The organism is Rhodococcus sp. 1163, from assembly GCF_002091985.1.
Classification (GTDB): Bacteria; Actinomycetota; Actinomycetes; order Mycobacteriales; family Mycobacteriaceae; genus Rhodococcoides.
The window spans coordinates 92,047-113,979 of sequence record NZ_MKKX01000035.1 but is presented as its reverse complement, the minus strand read 5'-3'; the positions used below and the strand labels follow the sequence as shown (position 1 = coordinate 113,979).

25 protein-coding genes are annotated in these 21,933 nt (G+C 62.6%); 13 read left to right on the top strand and 12 right to left on the bottom strand.

Annotated features, from left to right (window positions below; translation table 11 throughout):
• Positions 1 to 24: 24 nt before the first annotated feature.
• From BJD99_RS16345 to BJD99_RS16330, 4 genes are all read left to right on the top strand, one after another.
• Positions 25 to 2,226 carry a cation-translocating P-type ATPase gene (locus tag BJD99_RS16345; RefSeq protein WP_084348331.1) on the top strand — a complete coding sequence of 734 codons (2,202 nt, stop codon included), beginning with the start codon at positions 25 to 27 and terminating at the stop codon, positions 2,224 to 2,226.
• A gap of 189 nt (positions 2,227 to 2,415) precedes the next feature.
• Complete coding sequence (locus tag BJD99_RS16340) at positions 2,416 to 2,649, top strand: RNA-binding S4 domain-containing protein (RefSeq protein WP_084348329.1); 234 nt, start codon at positions 2,416 to 2,418, stop codon at positions 2,647 to 2,649.
• A gap of 41 nt (positions 2,650 to 2,690) precedes the next feature.
• Positions 2,691 to 3,410: a class I SAM-dependent methyltransferase gene (locus BJD99_RS16335; protein ID WP_084348327.1), complete on the top strand. Its 720-nt coding sequence runs from the start codon at positions 2,691 to 2,693 to the stop codon at positions 3,408 to 3,410.
• Positions 3,407 to 4,918: an NAD(P)/FAD-dependent oxidoreductase gene (locus BJD99_RS16330; protein WP_084348211.1), complete on the top strand. Its 1,512-nt coding sequence runs from the start codon at positions 3,407 to 3,409 to the stop codon at positions 4,916 to 4,918. Before BJD99_RS16335 ends, BJD99_RS16330 begins: the two co-directional genes overlap by 4 nt.
• A 49-nt stretch (positions 4,919 to 4,967) precedes the next feature.
• On the opposite strand, the gene BJD99_RS16325 is transcribed toward BJD99_RS16330, so the two are convergent.
• Positions 4,968 to 5,984 carry a DUF5914 domain-containing protein gene (locus BJD99_RS16325; protein WP_084348210.1) on the bottom strand — a complete coding sequence of 339 codons (1,017 nt, stop codon included), beginning with the start codon at positions 5,982 to 5,984 and terminating at the stop codon, positions 4,968 to 4,970.
• A gap of 156 nt (positions 5,985 to 6,140) precedes the next feature.
• Between BJD99_RS16325 and BJD99_RS16320 the strand changes: the two genes are divergently transcribed.
• Together BJD99_RS16320 and BJD99_RS16315 are read left to right on the top strand one after the other, a co-directional pair.
• Positions 6,141 to 6,554: a DUF6153 family protein gene (locus BJD99_RS16320; RefSeq protein ID WP_084348326.1), complete on the top strand. Its 414-nt coding sequence runs from the start codon at positions 6,141 to 6,143 to the stop codon at positions 6,552 to 6,554.
• An 87-nt stretch (positions 6,555 to 6,641) separates the two neighbouring features.
• Complete coding sequence (locus BJD99_RS16315; protein ID WP_084348209.1) at positions 6,642 to 7,274, top strand: DUF305 domain-containing protein; 633 nt, start codon at positions 6,642 to 6,644, stop codon at positions 7,272 to 7,274.
• Between the two features lie 71 nt (positions 7,275 to 7,345).
• Here BJD99_RS16315 and BJD99_RS16310 read toward each other — a convergent pair whose 3' ends face one another.
• From BJD99_RS16310 to BJD99_RS16300, 3 genes are all read right to left on the bottom strand, one after another.
• Positions 7,346 to 9,466 carry a heavy metal translocating P-type ATPase gene (locus tag BJD99_RS16310; RefSeq protein ID WP_373270553.1) on the bottom strand — a complete coding sequence of 707 codons (2,121 nt, stop codon included), beginning with the start codon at positions 9,464 to 9,466 and terminating at the stop codon, positions 7,346 to 7,348.
• 141 nt (positions 9,467 to 9,607) lie between these two features.
• Positions 9,608 to 9,919, bottom strand: a complete 312-nt coding sequence (locus tag BJD99_RS16305) for an AzlD domain-containing protein (protein ID WP_084348208.1) — start codon at positions 9,917 to 9,919, stop codon at positions 9,608 to 9,610.
• Positions 9,916 to 10,590: an AzlC family ABC transporter permease gene (locus BJD99_RS16300; RefSeq protein WP_084348207.1), complete on the bottom strand. Its 675-nt coding sequence runs from the start codon at positions 10,588 to 10,590 to the stop codon at positions 9,916 to 9,918. The genes BJD99_RS16305 and BJD99_RS16300 overlap by 4 nt, the downstream gene beginning before the upstream one ends.
• A 68-nt stretch (positions 10,591 to 10,658) precedes the next feature.
• Here BJD99_RS16300 and BJD99_RS16295 point away from each other — a divergent pair, with 68 nt between their 5' ends.
• Complete coding sequence (locus tag BJD99_RS16295; RefSeq protein ID WP_084348206.1) at positions 10,659 to 11,216, top strand: XRE family transcriptional regulator; 558 nt, start codon at positions 10,659 to 10,661, stop codon at positions 11,214 to 11,216.
• On the opposite strand, the gene BJD99_RS16290 is transcribed toward BJD99_RS16295, so the two are convergent.
• The 3 genes from BJD99_RS16290 to BJD99_RS16275 form a co-directional block, all read right to left on the bottom strand.
• Positions 11,213 to 11,794: a TetR/AcrR family transcriptional regulator gene (locus BJD99_RS16290; protein ID WP_256895879.1), complete on the bottom strand. Its 582-nt coding sequence runs from the start codon at positions 11,792 to 11,794 to the stop codon at positions 11,213 to 11,215. The two genes, BJD99_RS16295 and BJD99_RS16290, sit on opposite strands and share 4 nt — an antisense overlap.
• Before the next feature lie 180 nt (positions 11,795 to 11,974).
• Positions 11,975 to 13,576 (bottom strand): FMN-binding glutamate synthase family protein, encoded by a 1,602-nt coding sequence (locus BJD99_RS16280; RefSeq protein ID WP_084348203.1) that lies wholly within the window; start codon positions 13,574 to 13,576, stop codon positions 11,975 to 11,977.
• Positions 13,577 to 13,789: 213 nt separating this feature from the next.
• The gene (locus BJD99_RS16275; RefSeq protein WP_084348202.1) at positions 13,790 to 13,987 is read right to left on the bottom strand and encodes a hypothetical protein; all 198 of its coding nucleotides are present in this window, start codon (positions 13,985 to 13,987) and stop codon (positions 13,790 to 13,792) included.
• A gap of 133 nt (positions 13,988 to 14,120) precedes the next feature.
• Here BJD99_RS16275 and BJD99_RS16270 point away from each other — a divergent pair, with 133 nt between their 5' ends.
• Together BJD99_RS16270 and BJD99_RS16265 are read left to right on the top strand one after the other, a co-directional pair.
• Positions 14,121 to 15,035 carry an aminotransferase class IV gene (locus tag BJD99_RS16270; RefSeq protein ID WP_179142371.1) on the top strand — a complete coding sequence of 305 codons (915 nt, stop codon included), beginning with the start codon at positions 14,121 to 14,123 and terminating at the stop codon, positions 15,033 to 15,035.
• 115 nt (positions 15,036 to 15,150) lie between these two features.
• The gene (locus tag BJD99_RS16265) at positions 15,151 to 15,813 is read left to right on the top strand and encodes a GAP family protein (protein ID WP_084348201.1); all 663 of its coding nucleotides are present in this window, start codon (positions 15,151 to 15,153) and stop codon (positions 15,811 to 15,813) included.
• A gap of 8 nt (positions 15,814 to 15,821) precedes the next feature.
• On the opposite strand, the gene BJD99_RS16260 is transcribed toward BJD99_RS16265, so the two are convergent.
• On the bottom strand, positions 15,822 to 16,382 hold the full coding sequence (locus BJD99_RS16260) for a TetR/AcrR family transcriptional regulator (protein WP_143542197.1): 561 nt from the start codon (positions 16,380 to 16,382) through the stop codon (positions 15,822 to 15,824).
• A gap of 175 nt (positions 16,383 to 16,557) precedes the next feature.
• Between BJD99_RS16260 and BJD99_RS16255 the strand changes: the two genes are divergently transcribed.
• On the top strand, positions 16,558 to 17,265 hold the full coding sequence (locus tag BJD99_RS16255) for a YoaK family protein (RefSeq protein WP_143542196.1): 708 nt from the start codon (positions 16,558 to 16,560) through the stop codon (positions 17,263 to 17,265).
• A 90-nt stretch (positions 17,266 to 17,355) separates the two neighbouring features.
• Here the strand turns inward: BJD99_RS16255 and rraA are convergent, their stop codons facing one another.
• The 3 genes from rraA to BJD99_RS16240 are packed head-to-tail and all read right to left on the bottom strand — an operon-like array spanning position 17,356 to position 18,675.
• A complete protein-coding gene (gene rraA, locus BJD99_RS16250; RefSeq protein WP_084348200.1) occupies positions 17,356 to 17,832 on the bottom strand; it encodes a ribonuclease E activity regulator RraA in 477 nt (158 codons plus the stop codon).
• A 10-nt stretch (positions 17,833 to 17,842) separates the two neighbouring features.
• The gene (locus BJD99_RS16245) at positions 17,843 to 18,214 is read right to left on the bottom strand and encodes a DUF5313 family protein (RefSeq protein WP_084348199.1); all 372 of its coding nucleotides are present in this window, start codon (positions 18,212 to 18,214) and stop codon (positions 17,843 to 17,845) included.
• An 11-nt stretch (positions 18,215 to 18,225) separates the two neighbouring features.
• Positions 18,226 to 18,675 (bottom strand): hypothetical protein, encoded by a 450-nt coding sequence (locus BJD99_RS16240; protein WP_084348317.1) that lies wholly within the window; start codon positions 18,673 to 18,675, stop codon positions 18,226 to 18,228.
• Between the two features lie 88 nt (positions 18,676 to 18,763).
• Here BJD99_RS16240 and BJD99_RS21350 point away from each other — a divergent pair, with 88 nt between their 5' ends.
• From BJD99_RS21350 to BJD99_RS16220, 3 genes are read left to right on the top strand one after another with little or no spacing between them, the layout of a single operon-like run.
• On the top strand, positions 18,764 to 19,537 hold the full coding sequence (locus tag BJD99_RS21350) for a hypothetical protein (RefSeq protein ID WP_256895811.1): 774 nt from the start codon (positions 18,764 to 18,766) through the stop codon (positions 19,535 to 19,537).
• A gap of 18 nt (positions 19,538 to 19,555) precedes the next feature.
• Positions 19,556 to 20,767 carry a hypothetical protein gene (locus BJD99_RS16225; protein WP_084348198.1) on the top strand — a complete coding sequence of 404 codons (1,212 nt, stop codon included), beginning with the start codon at positions 19,556 to 19,558 and terminating at the stop codon, positions 20,765 to 20,767.
• Complete coding sequence (locus BJD99_RS16220) at positions 20,764 to 21,129, top strand: hypothetical protein (protein WP_084348314.1); 366 nt, start codon at positions 20,764 to 20,766, stop codon at positions 21,127 to 21,129. The genes BJD99_RS16225 and BJD99_RS16220 overlap by 4 nt, the downstream gene beginning before the upstream one ends.
• Positions 21,130 to 21,145: 16 nt before the next feature.
• On the opposite strand, the gene BJD99_RS16215 is transcribed toward BJD99_RS16220, so the two are convergent.
• Positions 21,146 to 21,895, bottom strand: coding sequence for a MerR family transcriptional regulator (locus BJD99_RS16215; RefSeq protein WP_084348312.1), 750 nt, complete (start codon positions 21,893 to 21,895; stop codon positions 21,146 to 21,148).
• Positions 21,896 to 21,933: the final 38 nt, after the last annotated feature.

Sequence of the window (21,933 nt, the reverse complement as noted above, 5' to 3'; positions counted from 1 at the left end):
AACACCGAACTGATCCTCGGCGGCATGACGTGCGCGTCGTGCGCCAACCGCATCGAGCGCAAACTGAACAAACTCGACGGCGTGACGGCCACGGTCAACTACGCCACCGAGAAGGCGAAAGTCGTCAGTGACGGCGTCTTGACGGCCGATCTGATCAAGGCTGTCGAGCAGGCGGGGTACACCGCGACCCTGCCTCGCACCGAAGATCCGGCTGACGGCGACGCTACTGCCGAGGCCGACACGACAGATCCGTTGAAGCAGCGCCTGCTGATCTCCCTCGTATTGTCCGTGCCCGTCATCGCCATGGCGATGGTGCCTGCGTTGCAGTTCGACAACTGGCAGTGGCTGTCACTGACTCTTGCGGCACCCGTCGTCGTCTGGGGCGCGTGGCCTTTCCATGTCGCGGCGGCGAAGAACTTGCGTCACGGCACGTCCACGATGGACACGCTCGTGTCGATGGGCACGCTCGCGGCGCTGGGCTGGTCGTTGTACGCGCTGTTCTTCGGAACCGCGGGTGTGACGGGAATGAAGCACCCGTTCGAGCTGACCATCGCCCGCATGGACGGCATGTCCAACATCTACCTCGAGGCCGCCGCCGGAGTGACCACGTTCATTCTTGCCGGCCGCTACTTCGAGGCGCGCGCCAAACGGCGGGCTGGGTCCGCGCTCCGGGCACTGCTGGACCTCGGTGCCAAGGACGTCACGGTCCTGAAGGACGGTGTCGAAAAGCAGGTGCCGGTCGCAGAACTGGCCGTCGGAGATCGGTTCGTCGTCAAGCCCGGGGAGAAGATCGCGACGGACGGCATCGTCGAGTCCGGTGCCTCCGCCGTCGACAAGTCGATGCTGACCGGTGAGTCCGTGCCCGTCGAAGTCTCCACCGGCGACGATGTGGTCGGCGCGACCGTCAACGTCGGTGGCAGGCTCGTGGTGAAAGCCACGCGGGTCGGTGCGGATACGCAGCTCGCGCAGATGGCGACCCTCGTCGAGGAAGCACAGACCGGTAAGGCTCAGGTGCAGCGCCTGGCCGACCGGATCTCTGGGATCTTCGTTCCCATCGTCATCGCCATCGCCGTTGCGACCCTGGGCTTCTGGCTCGGAACCGGCGGTTCGGTCGCTGCGGCATTCACCGCGTCCGTTGCTGTTCTGATCATCGCCTGTCCGTGTGCGCTCGGACTGGCGACTCCGACGGCATTGATGGTCGGCACCGGTCGAGCTGCCCAGCTCGGCATCTTGATCAAGGGCCCGGAGATGCTCGAGTCGACGCGTCGTATCGACACCGTCGTTCTCGACAAGACCGGCACCGTCACCACCGGTGAGATGACGCTGCTCGCGGTCCATGGCGCCGACGGCGAAGACCGCGATGAGATCTTGACGGTGGCGGGTGCCATCGAGTCCGGCTCCGAACACCCCATCGCAGCGGCCATCACTGCAGCCGCCAGGCAAGAGACCTCACTGCCCGAGGTGATCGATTTCGCGAACATTGCAGGCCTGGGGGTCAGCGGAACTGTCGATGGCCGGACGGTGGTGTTGGGACGCGCCGCTTTGCTGGCCGAGAAGTCACTCCCGCTGCCTCGAGAGCTCGAAAGCGCGCTGCACGACGCGGAGGCCGATGGCCGAACCGCCGTCGCCGTCGGTTGGGACGGGCGAGCACGGGGAATTCTCGTCGTCGCCGATGCGCTCAAGCCGACGTCCAAGCAGGCCATCGCCGAATTGCGTGAACTCGGTCTGACTCCGGTCATGCTGACCGGTGACAACGAGGCCGCAGCGCGCAAGATCGCCGCCGAAGTCGGCATCACCGAGGTCTTCGCCGGCGTGCTCCCGCAGGGCAAGGTCGACGTCATCGCGCGGCTTCAGGCCGAGGGCAGGGTCGTCGCGATGGTCGGCGACGGCGTCAACGACGCGGCAGCATTGGCCACGGCAGATCTCGGATTGTCCATGGGGACCGGCACCGATGTCGCGATCGAGGCCAGCGACTTGACGCTCGTTCGCGGGGATCTTCGTGCCGTCGGCGACGCGATTCGGCTCTCCCGCAAGACGCTCGCGACCATCAAGGGCAACTTGTTCTGGGCGTTCGCGTACAACGTCGCGGCTATCCCACTTGCGGCGGCGGGCCTGCTCAACCCGATGCTGGCGGGCGCGGCGATGGCGTTCTCCTCGGTGTTCGTGGTGACCAATAGCCTGCGTTTGCGGCGCTTCCAGGCGGCGGGAGCGGAGCCTGCGGAGTGACCTTGTTCGGTCGGGAGCGGAGCCTGCGGAGTGACCTTGTTCGGTCGGGAGCGGAGCCTGCGGAGTGACCTTGTTCGGTCGGGAGCGGAGCCTGCGGAGTGACCTTGTTCGGTCGGGAGCGGAGCCTGCGGAGTGACCTTGTTCGGCCTGCGGAGTGACCATCTGCCCGGTGTAGTCCAAGATGGAGTCATGGCTGACTCCCAAGATGTTCCGATCCGTGACGAGTCCATCAGGCTCGGGCAGTTTCTCAAGTTGGCGAACCTCATCGAGTCGGGGGCGGAGGCGAAGACTTTCATCGCCGATGGGCAGGTCAGCGTCAATGATGAGGTGGATCTGCGACGTGGTCGCCAACTTCATCCGGGTGATGTCGTTTCGATCGACGGTGGTCCGTCGGCTCGCGTCGTGAGTGAGTCGACGCTGTGAAGGTTGGCGGGCGCGAATGGGGTGGCAAACGGGTGACGGGTATGGGCTTGCCGCGAGACGAGGTGCCTGGGGCTTTCGACGTCGGGGCACGGGCATACGATCGGTTGGTCGGTGCGAACCCCGGCTATCACGATCATCTGTCGAAATCGGCGGAGCGGCTGCGCCTTCCTGGCCTCGGTGATGGGCTTCGTTTGCTCGATATCGGCTGCGGGACGGGTGCGTCGACGGCGGCATTGCTGAAGGCGGCTCCGCATGCGCAGATCGTTGCTGCCGATGCGTCGGCAGAGATGCTCGAGGTGGCGCGCTCGAAGTCGTGGCCGTCGAACGTGACGTTCGTGCACAGCCGCGTGGAGGATCTCAATGTCAACGGGGTCGATGGCCCGTTCGACGGCATTCTCGCCGCGTATCTGATCAGGAACGTCGACGATCCGGATACGGAGTTGAAGTCGCTGATGTCGTTGCTCGAGCCGGGCGGGAGCATCGCTTTTCACGAGTATTCGGTGAAGGATTCCATTCGTGCACAGGTGCTGTGGACGTTCGTGTGTTGGGCGGTCATCATTCCGCTCGGTTACTTGGCGACGCGTAACACGACCTTGTATCAGCATCTCTGGCGCAGTGTGGTGACGTTCGACGGTGCTGGAGACTTCGCCAGGCGTATGCAGCGTGCAGGTTTCACTTCCTTGGCTACCGAGACTATGACGGGCTGGCAGAACGGTGTCGTACACACCTTTCTGGGCGCCCGTCCGATGGAGACATTGTGACCGATTCTCGACGCGTCGAACATCCTGCTCCAGCTGGGTTTCCGGATGCCGGTTCGCTGACCCGTGTGCCGCGCGTCGTCGTTGTCGGTGGCGGGATCGCCGGCCTCAGTGCGGCAACGGCATTGGCGGAGCGCGGTATCGAGGTGACCGTGCTCGAACGTGAGAACTACCTGGGCGGTCGCGTCGGGGGGTGGGATACCACGCTCGACGACGGCACTCCGGCGACGATGAGTCGCGGTTTCCATGCGTTCTTCCGGCAGTACTACAACCTTCGGAACCTGATGGAGCGCAGCGATCCGGGTCTGCGACGGCTACGGCCTGTCGAGGACTACCCGCTGATCGACGGCGATGGCCGAATCGACGGGTTCAAGGGTCTGCCGCAGACGCCTCCGCTGAATGCGTTCGCGTTCGTCGCTCGGAGTCCTACCTTCCGAATGCGAGAGTTGTTCTCGCTCAAGGGTGTAGCGGCTCTGCCGCTGATGAATGTCAGCGTTCCGGAGACGTTCGAGGAGCTCGACACGACCCCGGCGGCGGAGTTTCTGCGCAATATCAACTTCCCGGAGGCTGCCAGACACTTGGCGTTCGGGGTTTTCTCGCGGAGTTTCTTCGCCGACCCCGAGAACATGTCCGCGGCCGAGTTGGCCATGATGTTCCACATCTACTTCCTCGGTTCGTCGGAGGGGCTGATCTTCGACGTGCCTCGCGGCCCATATCCGCAGGCGCTGTGGAATCCGTTGGGAGAGTACTTACTAGGCTTGGGCGTCGATATCAGGGTGGGTACTGCGTGTGAGGGTATTGCCCGGGGCCGCGAACGCGCATACGACGTAGTCGGCGTGGGTGAGGTCGACGCCGTGGTGCTTGCGGCCGATATCGCCGGTTTGCAGAACGTGGTGGAGAGCTCGCCGGAGCTCGGCACATCGGAATGGCGCAAACGCATTGCGGCGTTGGAGAATACGCCGCCGTTCCTGGTGCATCGTGTGTGGCTCGACAAGCCGGTGAATGCCGATCGCCCGGCCTTCATCGGAACCGGCGGTATGCCGCCGATCGACAACATCAGTGTGCTCGAGCGGTTCGAGGACGAGGCGGCGGAGTGGGCCGCGCGCACCGGCGGATCGGTCGTCGAACTGCATGCGTACGCCGCCGTCGATTCCGAAGAGGAGACGCGCGCGCAGTTGATGGCGCGGATGCACGAGATTTATCCTGAAACCGCTTCGGCCACAGTGGTATCCGAGCGTACCGAATGGCGCAATGATTGCCCGTTGTTCGGCCTCGGTCAGTTTGCCAACCGTCCCACCGTGCGCACCCCGGAACCGGGCGTCGTGCTCGCGGGGGACGGCATCAGGATCGATCTGCCGGTCGCACTGATGGAACGTGCCGCGACAACCGGGTTGCATGCGGCGAACACCCTGCTCTCGGGCTGGGGAATTGCCGGGCACCCGATCTATACGGTCCCGACGCGCGGACGCTTTCGAGTCTTCGACAAGCTGGCTCGGCTCACCAAGCGCTGACCGCGTCGATCCCCCCGCGCATCGGGGGGGGATCGACAGGTTGGTTTTCTCACATGCCGCGTGAGCGCAATTCGTACCTTCGCTCGGCGTAGTCGAGGTCGTCTTTCCACAGCCGCTCAGCAGTCCAACCCATGGCGGGACGAAGCAGCGGGGCGACCTTGCGGGCCATCTTGAATCCCGGACGCTCGGAGCTGGCGACGGTGACCTCGATGACGGCTGTGCGTGGCTTGCCGTCCGGCCCGGGGCCCAGTGGCGTCGCATGCGTCTCGACGACGCTTCCGATGCCCTCGCCTTCGAGAATGCGCATCACGATGGTGCGCGGACCTGGGCAGACGAATTCGACACGGACCGGTACGCCGATTCCTCGGCTGACGCGGAATGTCACGTCGACGAGGAACCGATCGTCTTTTTCGGGGACATCGACGTCGGTGGGTGCGTCGACCACCTTCAGTCGTGCGAACGAGTAGGGATGGAACCAGGCGCCGTGCCACGGATCGAGGCGGTTGGCGACGATATCGTCCGGTTCACAAATGCCGGTCACCGTCACGACGGCATCGACGGAGTTCGCGGCGGGCGGGCGGATCGGGACGATCGGTACTTCGGTCGGCTCCTCACCACCGAGTTCGTCCATCCGGACCCAGACGAGGATGCCGTCGTCGAATGCGGGTAGCGGCTTCCACCCGGGGCGTCCCTTGGGGCCGAGCGGCATGCCGTGCCACAGGCAGATGAGGGTGTCGCATTCGATCTTCGCCTTGTCGAGCGGTGCACCGAGGTGTGGGCAGACCCCGGGGGCGATGTGGATTCCTTGCTTCTCATCGCGCCAGGCAACCAGTTCGGTGCCGCCGATGTGCCGTCCGAACGGCTTGTCCTTCGGGATGTCGCGGCTTGCGGCGAAGACGAACCAGTTTCCCGACGGCCGCATTTTTGCGCGTTTGAGCGCGGACTCGATGACCTGCGGATTCGCACCCTTCCAGGTCGGCTCCTGTTTGGCCCACGCTTCTGCAGGCAATGGCTGAAGGGGCAAGCTTTTCGGCCACCGGCCGCGTAGTGCATCGAGGGCTGCCATGGGTACCCGCTTTCCGTGCTGGTTTTGTGTCTCGACTCTATTGTGCCCAATTCCGGCGACATCACACTTGGTGTGCCTGGCTCGGCCCGATCGAGTAATCCGCCGGGCGAGACGACGCTTTTACCCCCCGGGGGTATGGCTGGTACCGTCGGTTGTATGTATTCAGTGATCCGCGGCGGTTTGCGAGGTACCGCCTCGGCTACCGGGTTGTTGATTGCATTCACTATCTTCGGGGTGCTGCTCATGCACTCGGTGACACCGATGTCCTCGATGTCGTCCATGTCCTCGATGGGCAGCGGCAATTCTGCGATGGCGTCCGAGTCTCGACTCGACGCTTCTGGGCCTGTCGCGTTCGCCGAGCACGATTGCCCGTCGACACATCAGATGATGCATCCGTGTGCGGGAACCACGACGTCGTGGCCTGCTCTGACGGTGCCGACCACCAGCATCGACTTCGATCTTTCACCACGAGCGGTGGACATCGTCGGCGGGCGCACTGCCTCCGCGCTGGAACGTGCGCCGCCGTGGGTTCTCTGGGAGTTGGACGAATCGGTGACCTTGCGAGTGTGACGGGGAGCCCGAAATGCACATGCATCTCGGCGGATCGCTTTTTCGTATCCGAACTCCGTAAAAGATCACTCTCGTAAGGAATTTCACATGCGTACTCCAGTACTTGCGGCACTCGCGGCTGCCTCGGCAGGCGTTATTTTCCTCGCCGGCTGCAGCGAAAATTCTCCCAACACTCCGATGAACGGGCAGATGATGGACGGGCACTCGATGAACTCGTCACAGTCCACATCGGATGCATCGGCGCAGTTCAACAATGCCGACGTGATGTTCGCGCAGATGATGTACCCGCACCACGCACAAGCCGTCGAGATGTCCGAGATGGCAACCGGGCGGACCGAGAATCCAGATGTCCTGGCATTGGCGTCGGCGATCGAAGCCGCGCAGCAGCCGGAGATGGACCAGATGACCGCGTGGCTCTCCGAGTGGGGCCAGCCTGCCCCTTCCGCTGACCTGGGGGAGATGGGCGGTATGGGCGGTATGAATCACGGCTCCGGCAGCGGCATGATGACCGATCAGGAAATGGACTCGTTGATGGCGTCCTCGGGCGCCGAGTTCGACCGCCAATGGTTGACGATGATGATCGACCACCACACCGGTGCTATCGACATGGCGAATGTCGAGATCGAACAGGGTTCCAATCCTGAGGCTCTGGCGATGTCGCGCATGATCGTCACTTCGCAGCAAGAGGAGATCGACACGATGCGCAGTCTCCTCGGCTGACCTGTTCTACACCGAAGGCCGCACCCCTGCATGGGGTGCGGCCTTCGGTCGTTCTACTGTCTGCCTCGAGCTCAGCTCGTCGGCACCGGTCGATGCTCTTCGGCTACATCATTCGAATGCTCGCCGCCGGCGATGCTGTCAGGGGTGAGATCGAGTCGACGCAACAACTGCGCATTGGCCGCGACGATGACCGTCGACAACGACATCAAGATCGCCCCGACCGACATCGGCAGCACGAACCCGATCGGTGCCAGTACTCCTGCCGCAAGCGGCACGGAAATGAGGTTGTATCCCGCTGCCCACCAAAGGTTTTGCTTCATCTTTCGATAGGAGGCACGCGAAAGCTCGATCACCGAGAGCACCGATCGGGGGTCGTCGCTGGCCAGGATCACTCCCGCCGACGCGATGGCGACGTCGGTGCCCGCGCCGATCGCGATCCCGACGTCGGCCTGCGCAAGCGCCGGAGCGTCGTTTACGCCGTCGCCGACCATTGCCACGGTGCGCCCTTCTCGTTGTAAGTCGGCGACGTGATGGGACTTGTCTTCCGGTTTCACTCCGGCGAAATAGCGGTCGATACCGAGTTCGGTGGCGACGGACTTCGCGACGGCATCGGCGTCACCGGTGATCATGACGACCTCGATGTTGCGGCTATGAAGTTCGTCGATCGCCGAGCGTGATTCCGGTCGGATCTCGTCGGCGAGCTTCAATGCCCCGATGACCTCGCTTTCGGCGAGGACGTGCAGGATGATCGCGCCGTCGTCACCCCAGCGGTCGGCGATGGGAAGTTCGCGGGCGTGCTCCTGTTCGAGCAGGCCCGGGCCACCGACGCGGATGCGAGTTCCGTCGATGTCGGCGGACACCCCGATCGCCGGGGACGACTGAAAGTCGGTAGCGGTCGGTACCGTCAGTCCGCGGTGAAGTGCGGCTTCGACGATGGCACGGGCGAGAGGATGCTCGGAATCGGTTTCGGTGGCCGCGGCCGATGCCAGGACTTCGCCGGCGGTGTGGCCCCCGGTTACCTCGATCGCGATGACGGTGGGCTCACCTTTGGTCAGCGTTCCTGTTTTGTCGAAAACCACGGTGTTCACTGTCCGCATGGTTTCCAGCGCCAGCCGGTCCTTGATCAGGACACCGCTGCGGGCGGCTCGTTCGGTGGCGATGGACACCACCAGGGGGATCGCCAACCCAAGGGCGTGTGGACAGGCGATGACCAGAACGGTGATCGTGCGGATGACGGCGTCGTCGGGCAGCCCGAACAGTGTCCACACTCCCGCCGTGATGGCCGCGGCTCCCAGCGCGAACCAGAACAACCAGCCCGACGCGGTATCGGCAATGCGTTGGGCCCGCGACGACGAGTTCTGCGCGTCGGCGACCAGACGTCCGATGCCGGCGAGAGCGGTGTCCTCGCCGATGGCGGTGACCTGGATGCGGACGCCGGAATCGGTGGCGACGGTCCCGGCGACGACGTGGTCACCGTCGCTGCGGCGGACAGTGCGCGATTCGCCGGTGACCATCGATTCGTCCATGCTCGCGGTCCCGGAGACGATGGTGCCATCGGCAGGCACCCGCCCACCTGGGCGGACGACGACGATGTCGCCGACCCACAAGTCGTCCGGCGTCACCGAGACGACCTCGCCGTCCTCGACGCGTTCGGCGGTGTCGGGGAGAAGCGCTGCCAGTGAGTCCAATGCCGAGGTGGTCTGCGCAAGTGACCGCATCTCGATCCAATGCCCGAGCAGCATGATCACGATCAGCAGCGCCAGTTCCCACCAGAAGTCCAGCTGGTGGTCGAGTATGCCGATGCTCGAACCCATCGATGCGAGAAATGCGACTGTGATCGCCAGGGCGATGAGAAGCATCATTCCTGGTTTCCGCGAACGTATTTCGCTGACCGCGCCGGTCAGGAACGGTGATCCACCCCAGAAGTACATGACCGTACCCAGTACCGGTGAGATCCAGGCTATCCACGCTGCATCGGGTAGCGAATAGCCGACGATCATCGCGAACATGTTCGAGGCGAACACGACCGGAACGGCGAAGAAGACCATGATGACGAACAGACGACGGAACTGGCCGGCGTGATCGCCGTGTCCGGCATGTCCCGCGTGTCCTGCCATGTCGTGCCCGGTCATGTCATCGTGGCCGGAGTGTGCCGAATCCGGCTGAGGTGGATGTGCCGTGTCGGGGTTCATGTGGTTGCTCATCATGCATGTACTCCCACTGATCGAGTTCGTGGTTGATACCCCCAGGGGGTATGGGGTCAGTACGAACTGTACGCCTTGTCGCCGGTCTCGGGAAGGGGTCTTCGCTCACAAAAGCCTTGGTTACTCCGATCACACAACGCCGACGAACCGCAGGGCGGCAGTCGTCGCCGAAGCAGCCACGACGATGGCAACGAACGGTGCTTTGCGCCAGGCCAGCACGGCGGCAACGACAACTCCTGCGGGAAGAGCGAACCCTGCGAATTCGTTCGCGACGACCAGGGCCTGGGTTGCGACGAGCGCGACGAAGAGAACGGCTACGGCCGTCGAGCTCAGCATCTCGATCCGCGGGGACAATGTGACGCGACTACGGAGCAGCGGGCCGACGATGCGGAGCAGCATGGTTCCGACGGTGAGCGCGAGCATCGGAGCGACGAGATTCACGTGTTCACCTTCGACAGGAGTGGGGCGATCGCAACTCCGGCGAGTGCAAGGAGGACCGGGATTCCCGGGGGGAGCACGGTGGCAGCGGCGACGGCGATGACTGCACCGATCACTGCGGCGTTCCGCGTCCTCGCCTCGCGCAGGGCAGGCATGACCAGAGCGATGAGCACCGCCGGAAAAGCGGCATCGAGGCCGAGGGCGGCGGTATCGGTGATCGCGCTACCGAGCGCCGCACCACCGAGCACGCCGATGTTCCAACTCACGAACAGTCCGATTCCGCAGAGCCAGAACGATCTTCGACGCGCAACCGGTTCTTTCTCGGCGACGGCGAAAGCAACGGATTCGTCGGTGATCAGGTGCATCCCGAGGAGCTTTCTGGGCCAGCTCGAGCCGGCCAAAGCGTCGCCGACCGAGAAGCCGAGGGGGACGAGTCTGGTGTTGACGAGCATCGCGCTGGCGACTGCGGCGACCGGATTGCCGCCTGCGGCAAGCACTCCCACGAGAATGAACTGGGAGGCACCGGCGAAGACGAACAACGACATCGCGACCGGAACCCAGAGTGGGAGTCCAGTCGCTACGGCGATTGCGCCGAAGGATGCACCGACGAGGCCGTCGGCAAGGCAGACGAGGGCGATGTCTCGCAGCGCGGGTGTTCGCCATATCGAACGCATGTCCGTAATAGTGGACGATGTTAGAGTGTTCGTCAAACCGAACGATACAACCGATGGAGTGAACGAACATGGCCGAGTCGGGTGCACCCATCGCGGCGATCGCCGCAGCACTGCAACGTGAACGCAAACGGGCCGGCCTGTCCTCCGCGGAGGTCGCGCGCCGAGCCGGGATCGCCAAATCGACTCTCTCGCAACTCGAATCGGGCACCGGCAACCCGAGTGTGGAGACCCTGTGGGCGCTCAGTGTCACCCTCGACGTACCGTTCGCGCAGCTGGTCGAGCCCGCCCGACCGCGAGTACACCTGATCAGGGCCGGTGACGGACCGCGCATCGGATCCGAACACGCCGACTACGTAGCGACGCTGCTCGCCTCGTGCCCACCGCACGCGCGTCGGGACCTCTACATCATCAACGCCCAGGTCGGAGACGCGCGGCAGGCAGATCCCCACTCACCAGGCGTCGTCGAACACGTCGTCATGTCAGTGGGTCGCGCACTCGTCGGACCCACCGAAGACCCTGTCGAGCTACATCCCGGTGACTACATTTCCTACCCGGGGGATCAGCCGCACACCTTCGAAGCGTTGGAGCCGAACACAGTGGCGGTCCTGGTTTCCGAGCACCTCTAGTGCCGCTCTCGAGGTAGGAGCGCGTCGAGGACGAGTTCGACTGTCGCGTTCAGCTGGGAGGCAGAGAGCCAGCGTTCCGTGCTGACGGTGTGCAGGGCCAACCCGTCGGCCAGGGCGATCGCAGCGTGCGCGGCAAGTCGGGAACGTTCGGGGTCTTGGTCCGCCCTCGTGTCGAAGGCGTTGCACAACGCCTGATGCAGTTCGGCGAGCACTGTGCGTTGGGTTTCGGCCAAGTCTGGGTTGTGGATCGCGTGGACGGCGAACTCCAGTTGGATGCGGGCTTCGTGCTTTCGTTGTCGATCCAACGGGAGTACCTCGCTGAGCACCGACGAGACGGTGCGACGCGCATCGTTGGTGAAGTCGGTCGCTTCCAGTCGTGCGCGAACCCGATGGACGACCTCGGTGAACGCTGAGGCCAGCATGACTTCCTTGCTCGGGAAGTGGTGCTGCACAGTGCCTATCGATACGCCGGCAGCAGTAGCGACCTCACGGACCGTGGCGTGAGGAAGGCCCTGTTCGCCGACGATTTTCAGAATCGCCTCGACGATGGCCGCATATGTCTGCCCACCACTTGACATCTTCACCACACCGAGGATCATACATGTGTATGAGTAGCCCGCGCGGGATTGTGTCCGGGACTCTGGCCGCGACCGCAATCGCAGACCTGATCACCGTCCACGTCGAGCTCGAATCCTTGGCGAGGGTCCCCGCCGTCGGCGACTTCAGCCCGCGCAGTTTTCAAGATGCACACGGGGTTCTCAGGCGGACTGATGCCAGGGGGCAGGGGTGAAGCTGTCGGGATCGGCGATCTTCCAGTCCGCTGCCCAAGAGGCCGGCGGGTCATGCAGCAGCACCGCTGGTGCGAGCCACTCATAGATCTCCGCGTACGACTGCTGGCTGATCGGACCAATTCGCTTGCGCAACATGTACGGCGTGAGACCGGAGGGCTCGCTGACGCCCATCGATGCCATGATCTTCATCGATTGCGCGACGGTGGCCTGCTGGTATCGGAACACGCGTGTGCTTTTGTCTTCGACGTCGAGTGCACGGGCGCGCTTGGGGTCCTGAGTGGCAACTCCCACTGGACATTTGTTGGTGTGACACCGTTGCGACTGAATGCAGCCGACAGCCATCATCATCGCGCGGGCAGAGTTGGTGTAATCGGCGCCTTGGACGAGCCGCTTGACGATGTCGGCTCCGGTGGCGACCTTGCCGCTTGCCCCGACCCGAATCTGCTGACGCAGGCCGCAACCCACCAATGCATTGTGCAGTGTCATCAACCCGTCGGTCAGCGGAAGACCGACGTGATCCTCGTACTCGAGCGGGGCCGCGGCAGTACCTCCCTCGGCGCCGTCGACAATGATGAAATCCGGGGCGATGCCCTCCTCGAGCATCGCTTTGCAGATTGCCAGAACATCTACTCGCGAGCCCACGCAGAGCTTGAATCCGACAGGCTTACCGCCGGCGAGCTCACGCATGCGCCCGATGAACCGGATCAGACCGCGCGGGGTGGAGAACTCTCTGTGCGCAGCTGGACTGACGCATTTCTCCCCCTGTGGGACACCGCGATACTCGGCAATTTCGGTGCTGACCTTCGCCGCGGGCAGCACGCCACCGATCCCCGGCTTCGCACCTTGACTCAGCTTGAGCGACAAACACTTCACCCGATCGTCGGCTGCCTTTCGGGCGAACTCGTCGGGATCGAAGCGGCCCTCCTCGGTCCGGCAACCGAAGTAGCCCGAACCGATCTCCCAGACGACATCGGCGCCTCCGAGATGGTAGGGCGTGAGGCCACCTTCGCCGGTGTCGTGAGCGAATCCACCTCGTTCTGCACCGGCATTGAGCGCCTTCAGTGCATTCGCGGACAGTGCACCGAAGCTCATCGCCGAGACGTTCAACAACGCCATGTCGTAGGGGTGTGTGCAGTCCGGACCGCCGATGCGTACGCGCGGTGGAGTGTCCGGAACCTCGACGGGAGCGGTGGAGTGGACGAGGTGCTCGTATCCGGCAGCGTCGATATCACGCTCGGTTCCGAAGGAGAGTTCGGCGGCAGTTCCCTTGGCGCGCTCGTAAATCAGTGACCTCTTGTCACGATCGAAAGGACGCCCGTCGAAGTTGCGTTCGATGAAGTATTGCTGAAGCTCTGGGCGGACTATCTCGAGCAGGTATCGCAGGTGGCCGAGGATCGGGTAGTTACGCAGCACCGAGTGGCGTTTCTGGATCAGATCGTAGACACCGATCGCGGCAAGCACGGTGAAGAAGACCACCGCAACAATCCACCAGAGCGAACCGAACGCTGCCGCAACCACCGACGCGACGGTAAGCAGGATCGGTACGCCCACCAACAGAATTCGCATCATCGCGCAGCGCTCCGCACTCGGGCCGCATCTACCTTCATGGCGGTCACCGGTTCGGCCCATCGTCGCCGGCGCGGCCTTATTCGAGAAACTCCGCTGCGTTGATTCTGACTACCGCTGCACGCGACGTTACTCCGCGCTCCTGGCGATGCGTCCCGATTGATTCACCGGCGGTCGTTCCGAGCCGGCGGATCCACGATGGCGCGGACATTCCGATCAGGATGCTTGACGCAGCTCGATCTGCGCGACGCACTGACATCCGCCGGTGATCTCGGAGCAGTCCAGCACCAGGTAGTGACGCACGTACTCGAGATCGACGCAGCCGGGCTCGGTGCACTCCGCGGTGCTCGACGAGTGGATCACCAGTGTGCCGTGGCAATGGTCGACAGCTGCTGTGCAGTCTCTGCAGGACATGGTCGGTGCTCCTTTCGTCGGTGTCCTCTATTGATATCACCGGCCTACGACACGGCCGGGAGAAGTGGGGTGTGTTTCGATGTCGCCCGTAAACGCGTGGACCGGTGAACTTGTCACGCACTAACATCAGCCCATGGCAACTCCACATTCCAAGGTGTATTTCGGTGACCGCATCATCGACGCGCAGGACGCGACCCTCGGAGTGGCCACCTCGGCGGTTCTGTACGGATTGAGCGTCTACACCGTCTTCCCGGTCCAGGTCGACGGCGAAACGAGGACAGCTTTTCGGCTGCGCGATCACTTCCAGCGGCTCCTCGAATCGTGCAAGATCATCGGTATCGATCGGTTCGCGGACGAATGGGATTTCGACCGTTTCCTGGCCGTCACGCGTGAGCTGATCGCCGCGAACGCGCCGGACCGTGAAGTCTACGTGCGCGCAACGGTCCACGTCGACGAGCAGATTCCGGGAACACGGGTGCGCGGCTTGCACACCACGGTGTCCATCTTCTTGTACGACGCGATCCCGATCGTCCCGCAGGACGGTATGCGTCTGAAAACGAGTGTGTGGCGTCGCATTCCGGACAATGCGATTCCCTCGCGCGCAAAAGTCAACGGCGCCTATGTCAATTCGGTTATGGCCAAACAGGATGCGATCGACAGTGGCTTCGACGATTGCATCTTCCTCGACATCAACGGACACGTGTGTGAGCTCAGTGCCGCGAACATCTTCCTGGTCCGCGGTGGCACGCTGATCACCCCGGACGTGACTTCGGACATTCTCGACGGGATCAACCGTCGTACGATTCTGACTCTCGCTCGCGAGGAGGGACTTCCGGTGCAGGAGAGGGTCGTCGATCTTACCGAGCTCTACATCGCCGACGAAGTATTCGTCTGCGGTACCTCCGCTGGGGTTGCACCCGTCTTTCAGATCGACGGCCGTGCGGTGGGAGAGTCGACGGACATCGGGCCGCTCTCGGCGATGTTGCGCAAACGGCACCACGACGCGCTCGTCGGCGACGAGGTTCATGGCTGGGTCACTGTTCTCTGACGGTGACTCATCAGTGTGGCGACCACGCCTCACCCGTAACAGATGATGCGGTGGGTCCCGTCCACCCATAGCGTCGAAGCGAACATTTACTGCTTCTACTTCTACGGAATCGACTATGGGAACAGTGCTCGGAGACCTACTGCCACTGGCGATCGGTGTTGCCGTCTCCCCAGTCCCCATCATCGCCGCGATCCTGATGCTGCTGGGTAAACGCGCGGGGAGCGCCAGCATCAGCTTCGCGGTCGGGTGGATCGCCGGAATCGTCCTGGCAACCACGATCTTCGTCCTCCTGGGCGGCGCGGCGACAGGATCCGAGGGCGAGCCGTCCACTACGTCGTCGTGGATCAAGCTGGTCATCGGTGTGCTGTTGCTCGGGGTCGGCATCCGTCAATGGCGCGCTCGTGGGGAGGAACACGCGACTCCGAAGTGGATGTCGGCCATCGACGACATGACTGCAGTCAAAGCACTCGGGGTCGGCTTCGCACTGGCCGCGATCAATCCGAAGAACTTGCTGATGTGTGCGGCCGCGGGCGTCACCATCGGAGGCGTCGGCATCAGTGCGGGTCAGACCGTCGTGGCTGTGGCAGTCTTCTCGATCCTGGCGGCCTCGACAGTCGCGGTTCCGGTGATCGCCTACCAGGTTGCGGGACAACGACTCGAGACACCGCTCGCCTCCCTCAAAGAGTGGCTGCAAACGAACAACTCGGCCGTCATGAGTGTGCTGATTCTGGTGATCTCGGCGGTACTGATCGGCAAGGGGCTGGGCGGGTTGTTCTGAACGCTCACCTACGGGCGCGTCCCCGAATCGAGGAGCACTGTGGCGGCTGCCTTCGCGGCAAGGGCAGATTCGGGCGACTCCGAGATGGCTGCGGTCGTCTGTGCACCTTCGGCGAGCAGTGCGATCTGTAGACCGAGGGTCTTCGGGCCTCCAGCTTCGACGACCAAGTCGGTGACGTACTCGACGAATTCACGCTTGTGACGGTGCGCCGCATCGGCGACAGCGGGCATGACGGTCCCCAGCTCGCCGAACGAATTGATGAACGCGCAGCCTCGAAAGTTGTCCTCACGGAACCAGGCGTCGAGGAAATCGAAGATGGAAAGAACCTTGGCCCGCGCAGATTCGTGCGTGGCTGCCTCGGCAGCGATTCCCGTATTCCACATGCGGGTTCGGCCCTCGAGTACCTGAGCGACGATCTCGGCTTTCGAAGGAAACAGTGCATACATGCGCTTGAGGGAGATACCGGCCGCGGCTCGCAGTTCGTCCATGCCGACGGCGTTGACACCTCGTGCGTAAAAGAGCTCGTCGGCTGCGTGCAGGACGGCGGTCCGTCCACTGTCCGGTTCCATCGTGACCAACTCCTTGCGCTGAGAACCAACGTTCTCTACAGTAGTCGACGATTGGAGAACGACCGTTCTCTCGTGTGGGCCGATCGGCGAGGCGAGCATCCGCGCGCGAACCCGGTTCACAAGCACAACGTAGCCTGACCGAGTCCGTGCGAAGCGAACAGTGGAAGGCCCTTAGATGACCGACTCCGAGGTGCCGAAGGCGACCGTGGTGACCTCCGAGTCGGTGCGCCTCGGTGTGCTGCTCGCCGCAGTCGGGGGATTTCTGGACGCCTACACGTTCGTCACCCGTGAGGGCGTGTTCGCCAATGCGCAGACGGCCAACGTCATCCTCTCCGGGATCGACATGGCGTCGGGGCAGTGGCGATCCGCGCTCGGGTACCTTCCGCCTCTGGTGGCGTTCGTGCTCGGGGTGTTCACCGCCGAGTTCATTTCCAGGCCGGTCGTCGCACGGATAGTTCGGCGCCCCGTCCGGGCCGTCCTCATCATCGAGATCCTGGTCATCACGATCATCGGCTTTCTACCCGATACTGTACCGAATGCTTTTGTCACAGTGGCGATTTCATTCGTCGCCGCGGTGCAGGTGACAACATTTCGGGTGCTTGTCGATTCTGCTTACAACACCACGATGACAACCGGAAATCTCCGCAGCCTGTCGCAGGCCTTATTCCATCGAATTGCCAACGGCGACAAAGTAGCCGGGAAGAGAGCCACCAACTTCGGCTCGGTGATCCTAGGCTTCGTCGCCGGTGCAATTCTCGGTGCCGGGATGTCTGAAATACTGGAAAACAGAGCAGTCTGGGTGGCCGCAGGAATGCTATTGGTGGCGTTGCTGCTGTTCGTGATCGACGAATGGCGCATACCGAGGGTCGAGCATTCAGGCTGAGCGATTTACTCCCCTTGTAGGGATCCGAACCCCCTGCAGGAGGTTCGAATCCCAAATCGGGGAGTATATCCACGCTGAATCGGCGCGACGCTAGACGACGACCACGCCGTCGGAGTCGCTGTACACAATTTCACCCGGATTGAAGGTGATGCCGCCGATTTCCACGGGTACGTTCTTCTCCCCGGATCCGGTTTGAGTGCTTTTGCGCGGGTTGGTGCCCAGAGCTTTGACGCCGATGTCGAGGGTGCGGAGGATCGCCGAATCGCGGATCGCCCCGTTGACGATTATCCCTGCCCACCCGTTGGTGACACCTCGACCAGCGATGATGTCGCCGACGAGGGCGGTGTGAATGCCGGCGTCGCCGTCGACCACTAGTACACCGCCGTTACCGGGCTCACCGAGGGTTTGTTTGACGAGCAGATTGTCCTGGAAGCACTTGATGGTGGTGATGGGACCAGCGAACTCGGAATGCTTGCCGAACTGGATGAATTGCGTGTCGCAGCTACGGATTTCGGGCCCGATCTCGTCGGCCAGGTCTGCAGTTGCCTTGAATTCGACGGAAGTCATGGCCGATAGCCTAGTCCAGTCGGCCGTGACGCCTTTCGTAGTCCTCTCGGGTGTGATCGATTTTACGTTGAGTGTTTGCGTTGAGAAGCTCTGGATCCAGACCGTGCACCAACAACCGGTGGCGCCGGTAGACGTTCATCAACGCTATCGCGAAATAGACCAGCGGAATGAAGAGCAAAGCCATCATCGCAAGGCCGATCCACAACGGGCCGGGCAAGAGCAGAAACAGACACAGCAACGGAATGATCGGGAGCGAGAATCGGATCAGGTAGCGGGCCTGAGCGCCACTACCGACGAGATCCTCGCGAACCCAATCGTGCATCGGCGGCGGAAGCACTCGGCCCAGCTGGTAACCCAGGTACTGCCAGAGATTCGGCTTCACAATTCTCGACCTTACGCCAGCACTTGTTTGGCAACCGCGGCCCCGACGGCCAATGCAACCAGGTCCTCGACAACGGCCGCAGCCAGCGGCGGAATCCGCGTCGATGCCCACCCGCGATACGCGTGACCTGCATACGAACCGGCGATAGCCGACAACCCGCCGATGATCGCTGCTGGAATCGTGTCCTCGTCTCGACGTCGTGCGATCGCGAATGCCGCCCCACCACCGGCAACGATCCGCCCCCCGAGAGCGGGTGGGCTCAGTCTCGACGGCGTCGACGGCAACTTGTCCATCACGATCTCACCGGCAATCGCGAAGACGGACGCGCCGACGGCCAGGCGTCTGTACTCGGTCCCGCCGAACAAGGCCAGCAGACCGGCGCTGATTCCTACCGAGCTGCGGAAACCACTCGCCTTGCCGATGGCGGCGGACAGCATCGCCGAGCGAACCGTCAGTGTCATCACTGGAGTATCCACCCCGGAACGCCACTGCAACCAGGGAACGACCGTAGATCGTGTTAGTTTGTGACGTCTTCGGGGGGAGTTGTTCGTGAGCTTGAAAATGCGGCTTTTTCGTGTCGCGGTGTTGCTGGGGCTGTTCGTTCTGGCGGGTATCTTGTTGCCCAAGATGGGACCTGATACCCCTGGTAGGTACGAAGGTGTCGCTGCGCCGGTCACCAGTCTTGCTGTGCCACAATCGGATTCAGTGCCAACCAGTACGGTCGCAGGTCCGCCACCGGGGTTCCCGTCGATGGAATATGCGCCACCGGAGATCGAGGTTCCCGACGGTGATCCGATCCCGATCGACACCAAATACGGCCTCAGCTACACGGTGCCGGGAGATTGGCGGTTCCATCGCGGTGGAGTGATGGGATGGGCGAGTGGGGAAGAGTCGGTCAGGTTCGGAGATATCGCCGATTACGATTACGACTACTGTCCAGAACACCGCGACGGGGCAACAAAGGCGGACACCGGAATCACCGGCCGCCACGGAGTCGACGTTCCGGCAGCTGCATTCGATGTCAGCCGTTCAGCCGAGCTGATTTTTCGAAACGAACCGAATGATGCAGTGACGATCGAATACTCGGCTCCAATCGAATTCGAGGTCGACGGTGCACCCGCGGTTCGCTACACGGCGAAGGCATCGAAGCTCGCTCGGGAGTTCGACTGCGATCCGATCGCGGCATCGTTCGATATTGTTGCAACTCAGGGGTATTCGAATGCGACAGTTGCCGTGTTCATGATCGTTTCTTATGAGCAGCTCGACGGATCGCTCTCACGGGACACGATCGACCAGATTGTGGCCACCCTACGTCGCACGTGAGCAACGAGGAGTCTTTCAGTGGAGACGTTCAAAGCATTTTCAGGTGAGGTCTCAGGACTCGGCCGGTCGGTGTCCGAAATTGGGCTTCAGACGCTGACGTCGTACAAGTATTTCAACGAGCACGCGGGTCCAGTCGGTGCGTATCAGGGCGAGATTTTCGGGTCCCTTCTCGATCCGCTGGACGATATTCGGAACGCGTGGCGTACCAGACACGTTCATCTGGCGGTGAATTGCACCGAGTTGGGCGACAAGCTGAACATCGCGGCCTGGTTGTATTCAGATCAGGAGAAGAAGAACTACGAGGCGCTGAATGCGCACACGCAACTCCCCCCATTTCCCCATCCTGAGCGGGACCCAGGTGATTCGAAACGGCCTGCGGTCGGTACCGCGGAGCTTTTCGGCGATCCCGCGGACTACGGACACCCTGAAGGAATCGATTACCCGCCGCCCGAGAGCCTTCCGGACGATCTGGCCGCGGTAATCGCTGATGCTGCTGGATGGCTCGGTGACATCGATGACGCAATCGAAGCGATGATCGGGCAAAGTCCGCTTCGGCAGCTCGTCGAGCCCATCGGCGGCAACTGGAACGATTTGTTGCGATTGGGCTGGACCTATCGAATCGCGGGTGAAGCGATGGAAAAGGGTGGCGACGCACTCGCCCAGGGAACCGCACGTGTCGATGAGTTCTGGGACGGAATGGCGGCCGCTGCTTACAGTGAATACGCGATAAAGCAAGTGGCCGCGATGCAGTGGGAGGGGGCGTGTGGCCGTGTCATTCAAGCGGTCGCCGAACGTGCGGCGGATGAAATCAGCAACTCGATCCGCGTACTGGTGACAAAGGTCCGCGAGATGATCGAGAAGGAATTCGACCTGACCAGCGGGGCTAGAGTGGTGGATTTCCTGTCGAAGAAGATTCCCTTTGCCGGTGCCGCGTATCAGTTGTGGAGAATCTGGGAGATTCTGCGGACCGGTTTCGACCTGGGCATGAAACTCGTCGACTCCATCCGTACGATCACTGACGCGTTCAAGGAGTTTCTATCGCTCGTGGCCAGTCCGACCGGGTACATGAACGAGCAGTTCGAACAGAAGCTGGCGCCCATCACGGAAAAAATCGAAGATGCAAAGCTATTGCTGGACATCAAGAACACTGCCGATGCGAGCCCGGTGTACGAAGTACCGAAGGATCCGTATTCGCTCGGTACAGGTGAGGAACCGTGGGCAGACGCATGACCGAACCCGATGATGCTGTTCTGCGACAGGCACTGCGGAAGATGTCCGACGCATTGGATCGAATGGCTCAGACGCGCGCCCAGGTCGAATCCACTCCGCTGCCGTCGTTCGACCAACCGCGAACGGTCACCGGTTCGATGATGTACGACATTGCATCCCTTCCTGGAGCCTCCGCGGAATTGAGGGCGTACGCGGCGCGCGTCGGGGCGGGCGAGTGTAGATGGGACGAGATCGAAACCCTGTCCCGCCCCGTACCTCCGGAAGTCGAAGAGTTGAAACGCGATCCGCTGTCGATCTGGTTCGCGCCTCCACCCACACTGCCAGCCGACGACGAAAAGCCGTATACGATTCCGTGGCAATGACTTCGGTGGTGTTCGCTTATTGTCCCTCGGCGTTGGCGACGATCACCTCACGCAGATACCGAGCCAACCCCGGTGCGATGTCGTCGTAATGCTTGGTGAATCTTTCGTCCGCCAAGTACATTTCGGCAAGATTGACCTGCATTTCGTAGCCGCAGTCGTAGTAGCGCGCGATGCTCGCGCGGTGCCGCTCTGCCAGCACATTGGCGTCGGCCGATCCCGGTGCGGTCCCGGCGGCGAGGGCCGCTGCAAGATCGAGTTCCATCGCGTCGGTCTCGTCCTTGATCAGTTTCCAATCGTCCTTGGTGAACTGCGCGGTTCGTGACTGGGACTGCTTCCACTGCTCCGTTTCTCCCCAGCGCTCCTCGGCTTCGGCGGCGTATTCGTCGCCGAGCCAGTCATCGCCGAAGACCTCGCGCTGTTCCTGCGGTGTCAATTGAATTCCCACTTTCTTCGCCTCCATCATTTTGTCCACGGCCGCAGCCATCTCGTGCAAGCGTTCGATCCGCTGGTCCAACAATGTGCGTTGACGGCGTAGATGTGCCATCGCGTCGACCGACGGATCGTCCAGAAGGGCGGAGATGTCGTCGAGCACGAACCCGAGTTCGCGGTAGGTCAACACCTGATGCAACCGCTCGACGTCGACCGCCGAGTAGCTGCGATAGCCCTTGGGAGTGCGCCCGGACGGCACCACGAGTCCGATCTCGTCGTAGTGATGCAGTGTTCGGACGCTGATCCCGACGAGGCGGGCGACCTCGCCCACCTTCATTGTTTCTGAATCGCTCACAAAGGACACTGTGCAGCCTC

Coding starts and splice junctions, on each gene's coding strand:
- BJD99_RS16345 (WP_084348331.1), top strand. CDS start 25: ATGACGTGCGCGTCGTGCGCCAACCGCATCGAGCGCAAACTGAACAAA.
- BJD99_RS16340 (WP_084348329.1), top strand. CDS start 2,416: ATGGCTGACTCCCAAGATGTTCCGATCCGTGACGAGTCCATCAGGCTC.
- BJD99_RS16335 (WP_084348327.1), top strand. CDS start 2,691: ATGGGCTTGCCGCGAGACGAGGTGCCTGGGGCTTTCGACGTCGGGGCA.
- BJD99_RS16325 (WP_084348210.1), bottom strand. CDS start 5,984: ATGGCAGCCCTCGATGCACTACGCGGCCGGTGGCCGAAAAGCTTGCCC.
- BJD99_RS16320 (WP_084348326.1), top strand. CDS start 6,141: ATGTATTCAGTGATCCGCGGCGGTTTGCGAGGTACCGCCTCGGCTACC.
- BJD99_RS16315 (WP_084348209.1), top strand. CDS start 6,642: ATGCGTACTCCAGTACTTGCGGCACTCGCGGCTGCCTCGGCAGGCGTT.
- BJD99_RS16310 (WP_373270553.1), bottom strand. CDS start 9,466: ATGAACCCCGACACGGCACATCCACCTCAGCCGGATTCGGCACACTCC.
- BJD99_RS16300 (WP_084348207.1), bottom strand. CDS start 10,590: ATGCGTTCGATATGGCGAACACCCGCGCTGCGAGACATCGCCCTCGTC.
- BJD99_RS16295 (WP_084348206.1), top strand. CDS start 10,659: ATGGCCGAGTCGGGTGCACCCATCGCGGCGATCGCCGCAGCACTGCAA.
- BJD99_RS16290 (WP_256895879.1), bottom strand. CDS start 11,794: ATGTCAAGTGGTGGGCAGACATATGCGGCCATCGTCGAGGCGATTCTG.
- BJD99_RS16280 (WP_084348203.1), bottom strand. CDS start 13,576: ATGATGCGAATTCTGTTGGTGGGCGTACCGATCCTGCTTACCGTCGCG.
- BJD99_RS16275 (WP_084348202.1), bottom strand. CDS start 13,987: ATGTCCTGCAGAGACTGCACAGCAGCTGTCGACCATTGCCACGGCACA.
- BJD99_RS16270 (WP_179142371.1), top strand. CDS start 14,121: ATGGCAACTCCACATTCCAAGGTGTATTTCGGTGACCGCATCATCGAC.
- BJD99_RS16265 (WP_084348201.1), top strand. CDS start 15,151: ATGGGAACAGTGCTCGGAGACCTACTGCCACTGGCGATCGGTGTTGCC.
- BJD99_RS16260 (WP_143542197.1), bottom strand. CDS start 16,382: ATGGAACCGGACAGTGGACGGACCGCCGTCCTGCACGCAGCCGACGAG.
- BJD99_RS16255 (WP_143542196.1), top strand. CDS start 16,558: ATGACCGACTCCGAGGTGCCGAAGGCGACCGTGGTGACCTCCGAGTCG.
- rraA (WP_084348200.1), bottom strand. CDS start 17,832: ATGACTTCCGTCGAATTCAAGGCAACTGCAGACCTGGCCGACGAGATC.
- BJD99_RS16240 (WP_084348317.1), bottom strand. CDS start 18,675: ATGACACTGACGGTTCGCTCGGCGATGCTGTCCGCCGCCATCGGCAAG.
- BJD99_RS16220 (WP_084348314.1), top strand. CDS start 20,764: ATGACCGAACCCGATGATGCTGTTCTGCGACAGGCACTGCGGAAGATG.
- BJD99_RS16215 (WP_084348312.1), bottom strand. CDS start 21,895: ATGAAGGTGGGCGAGGTCGCCCGCCTCGTCGGGATCAGCGTCCGAACA.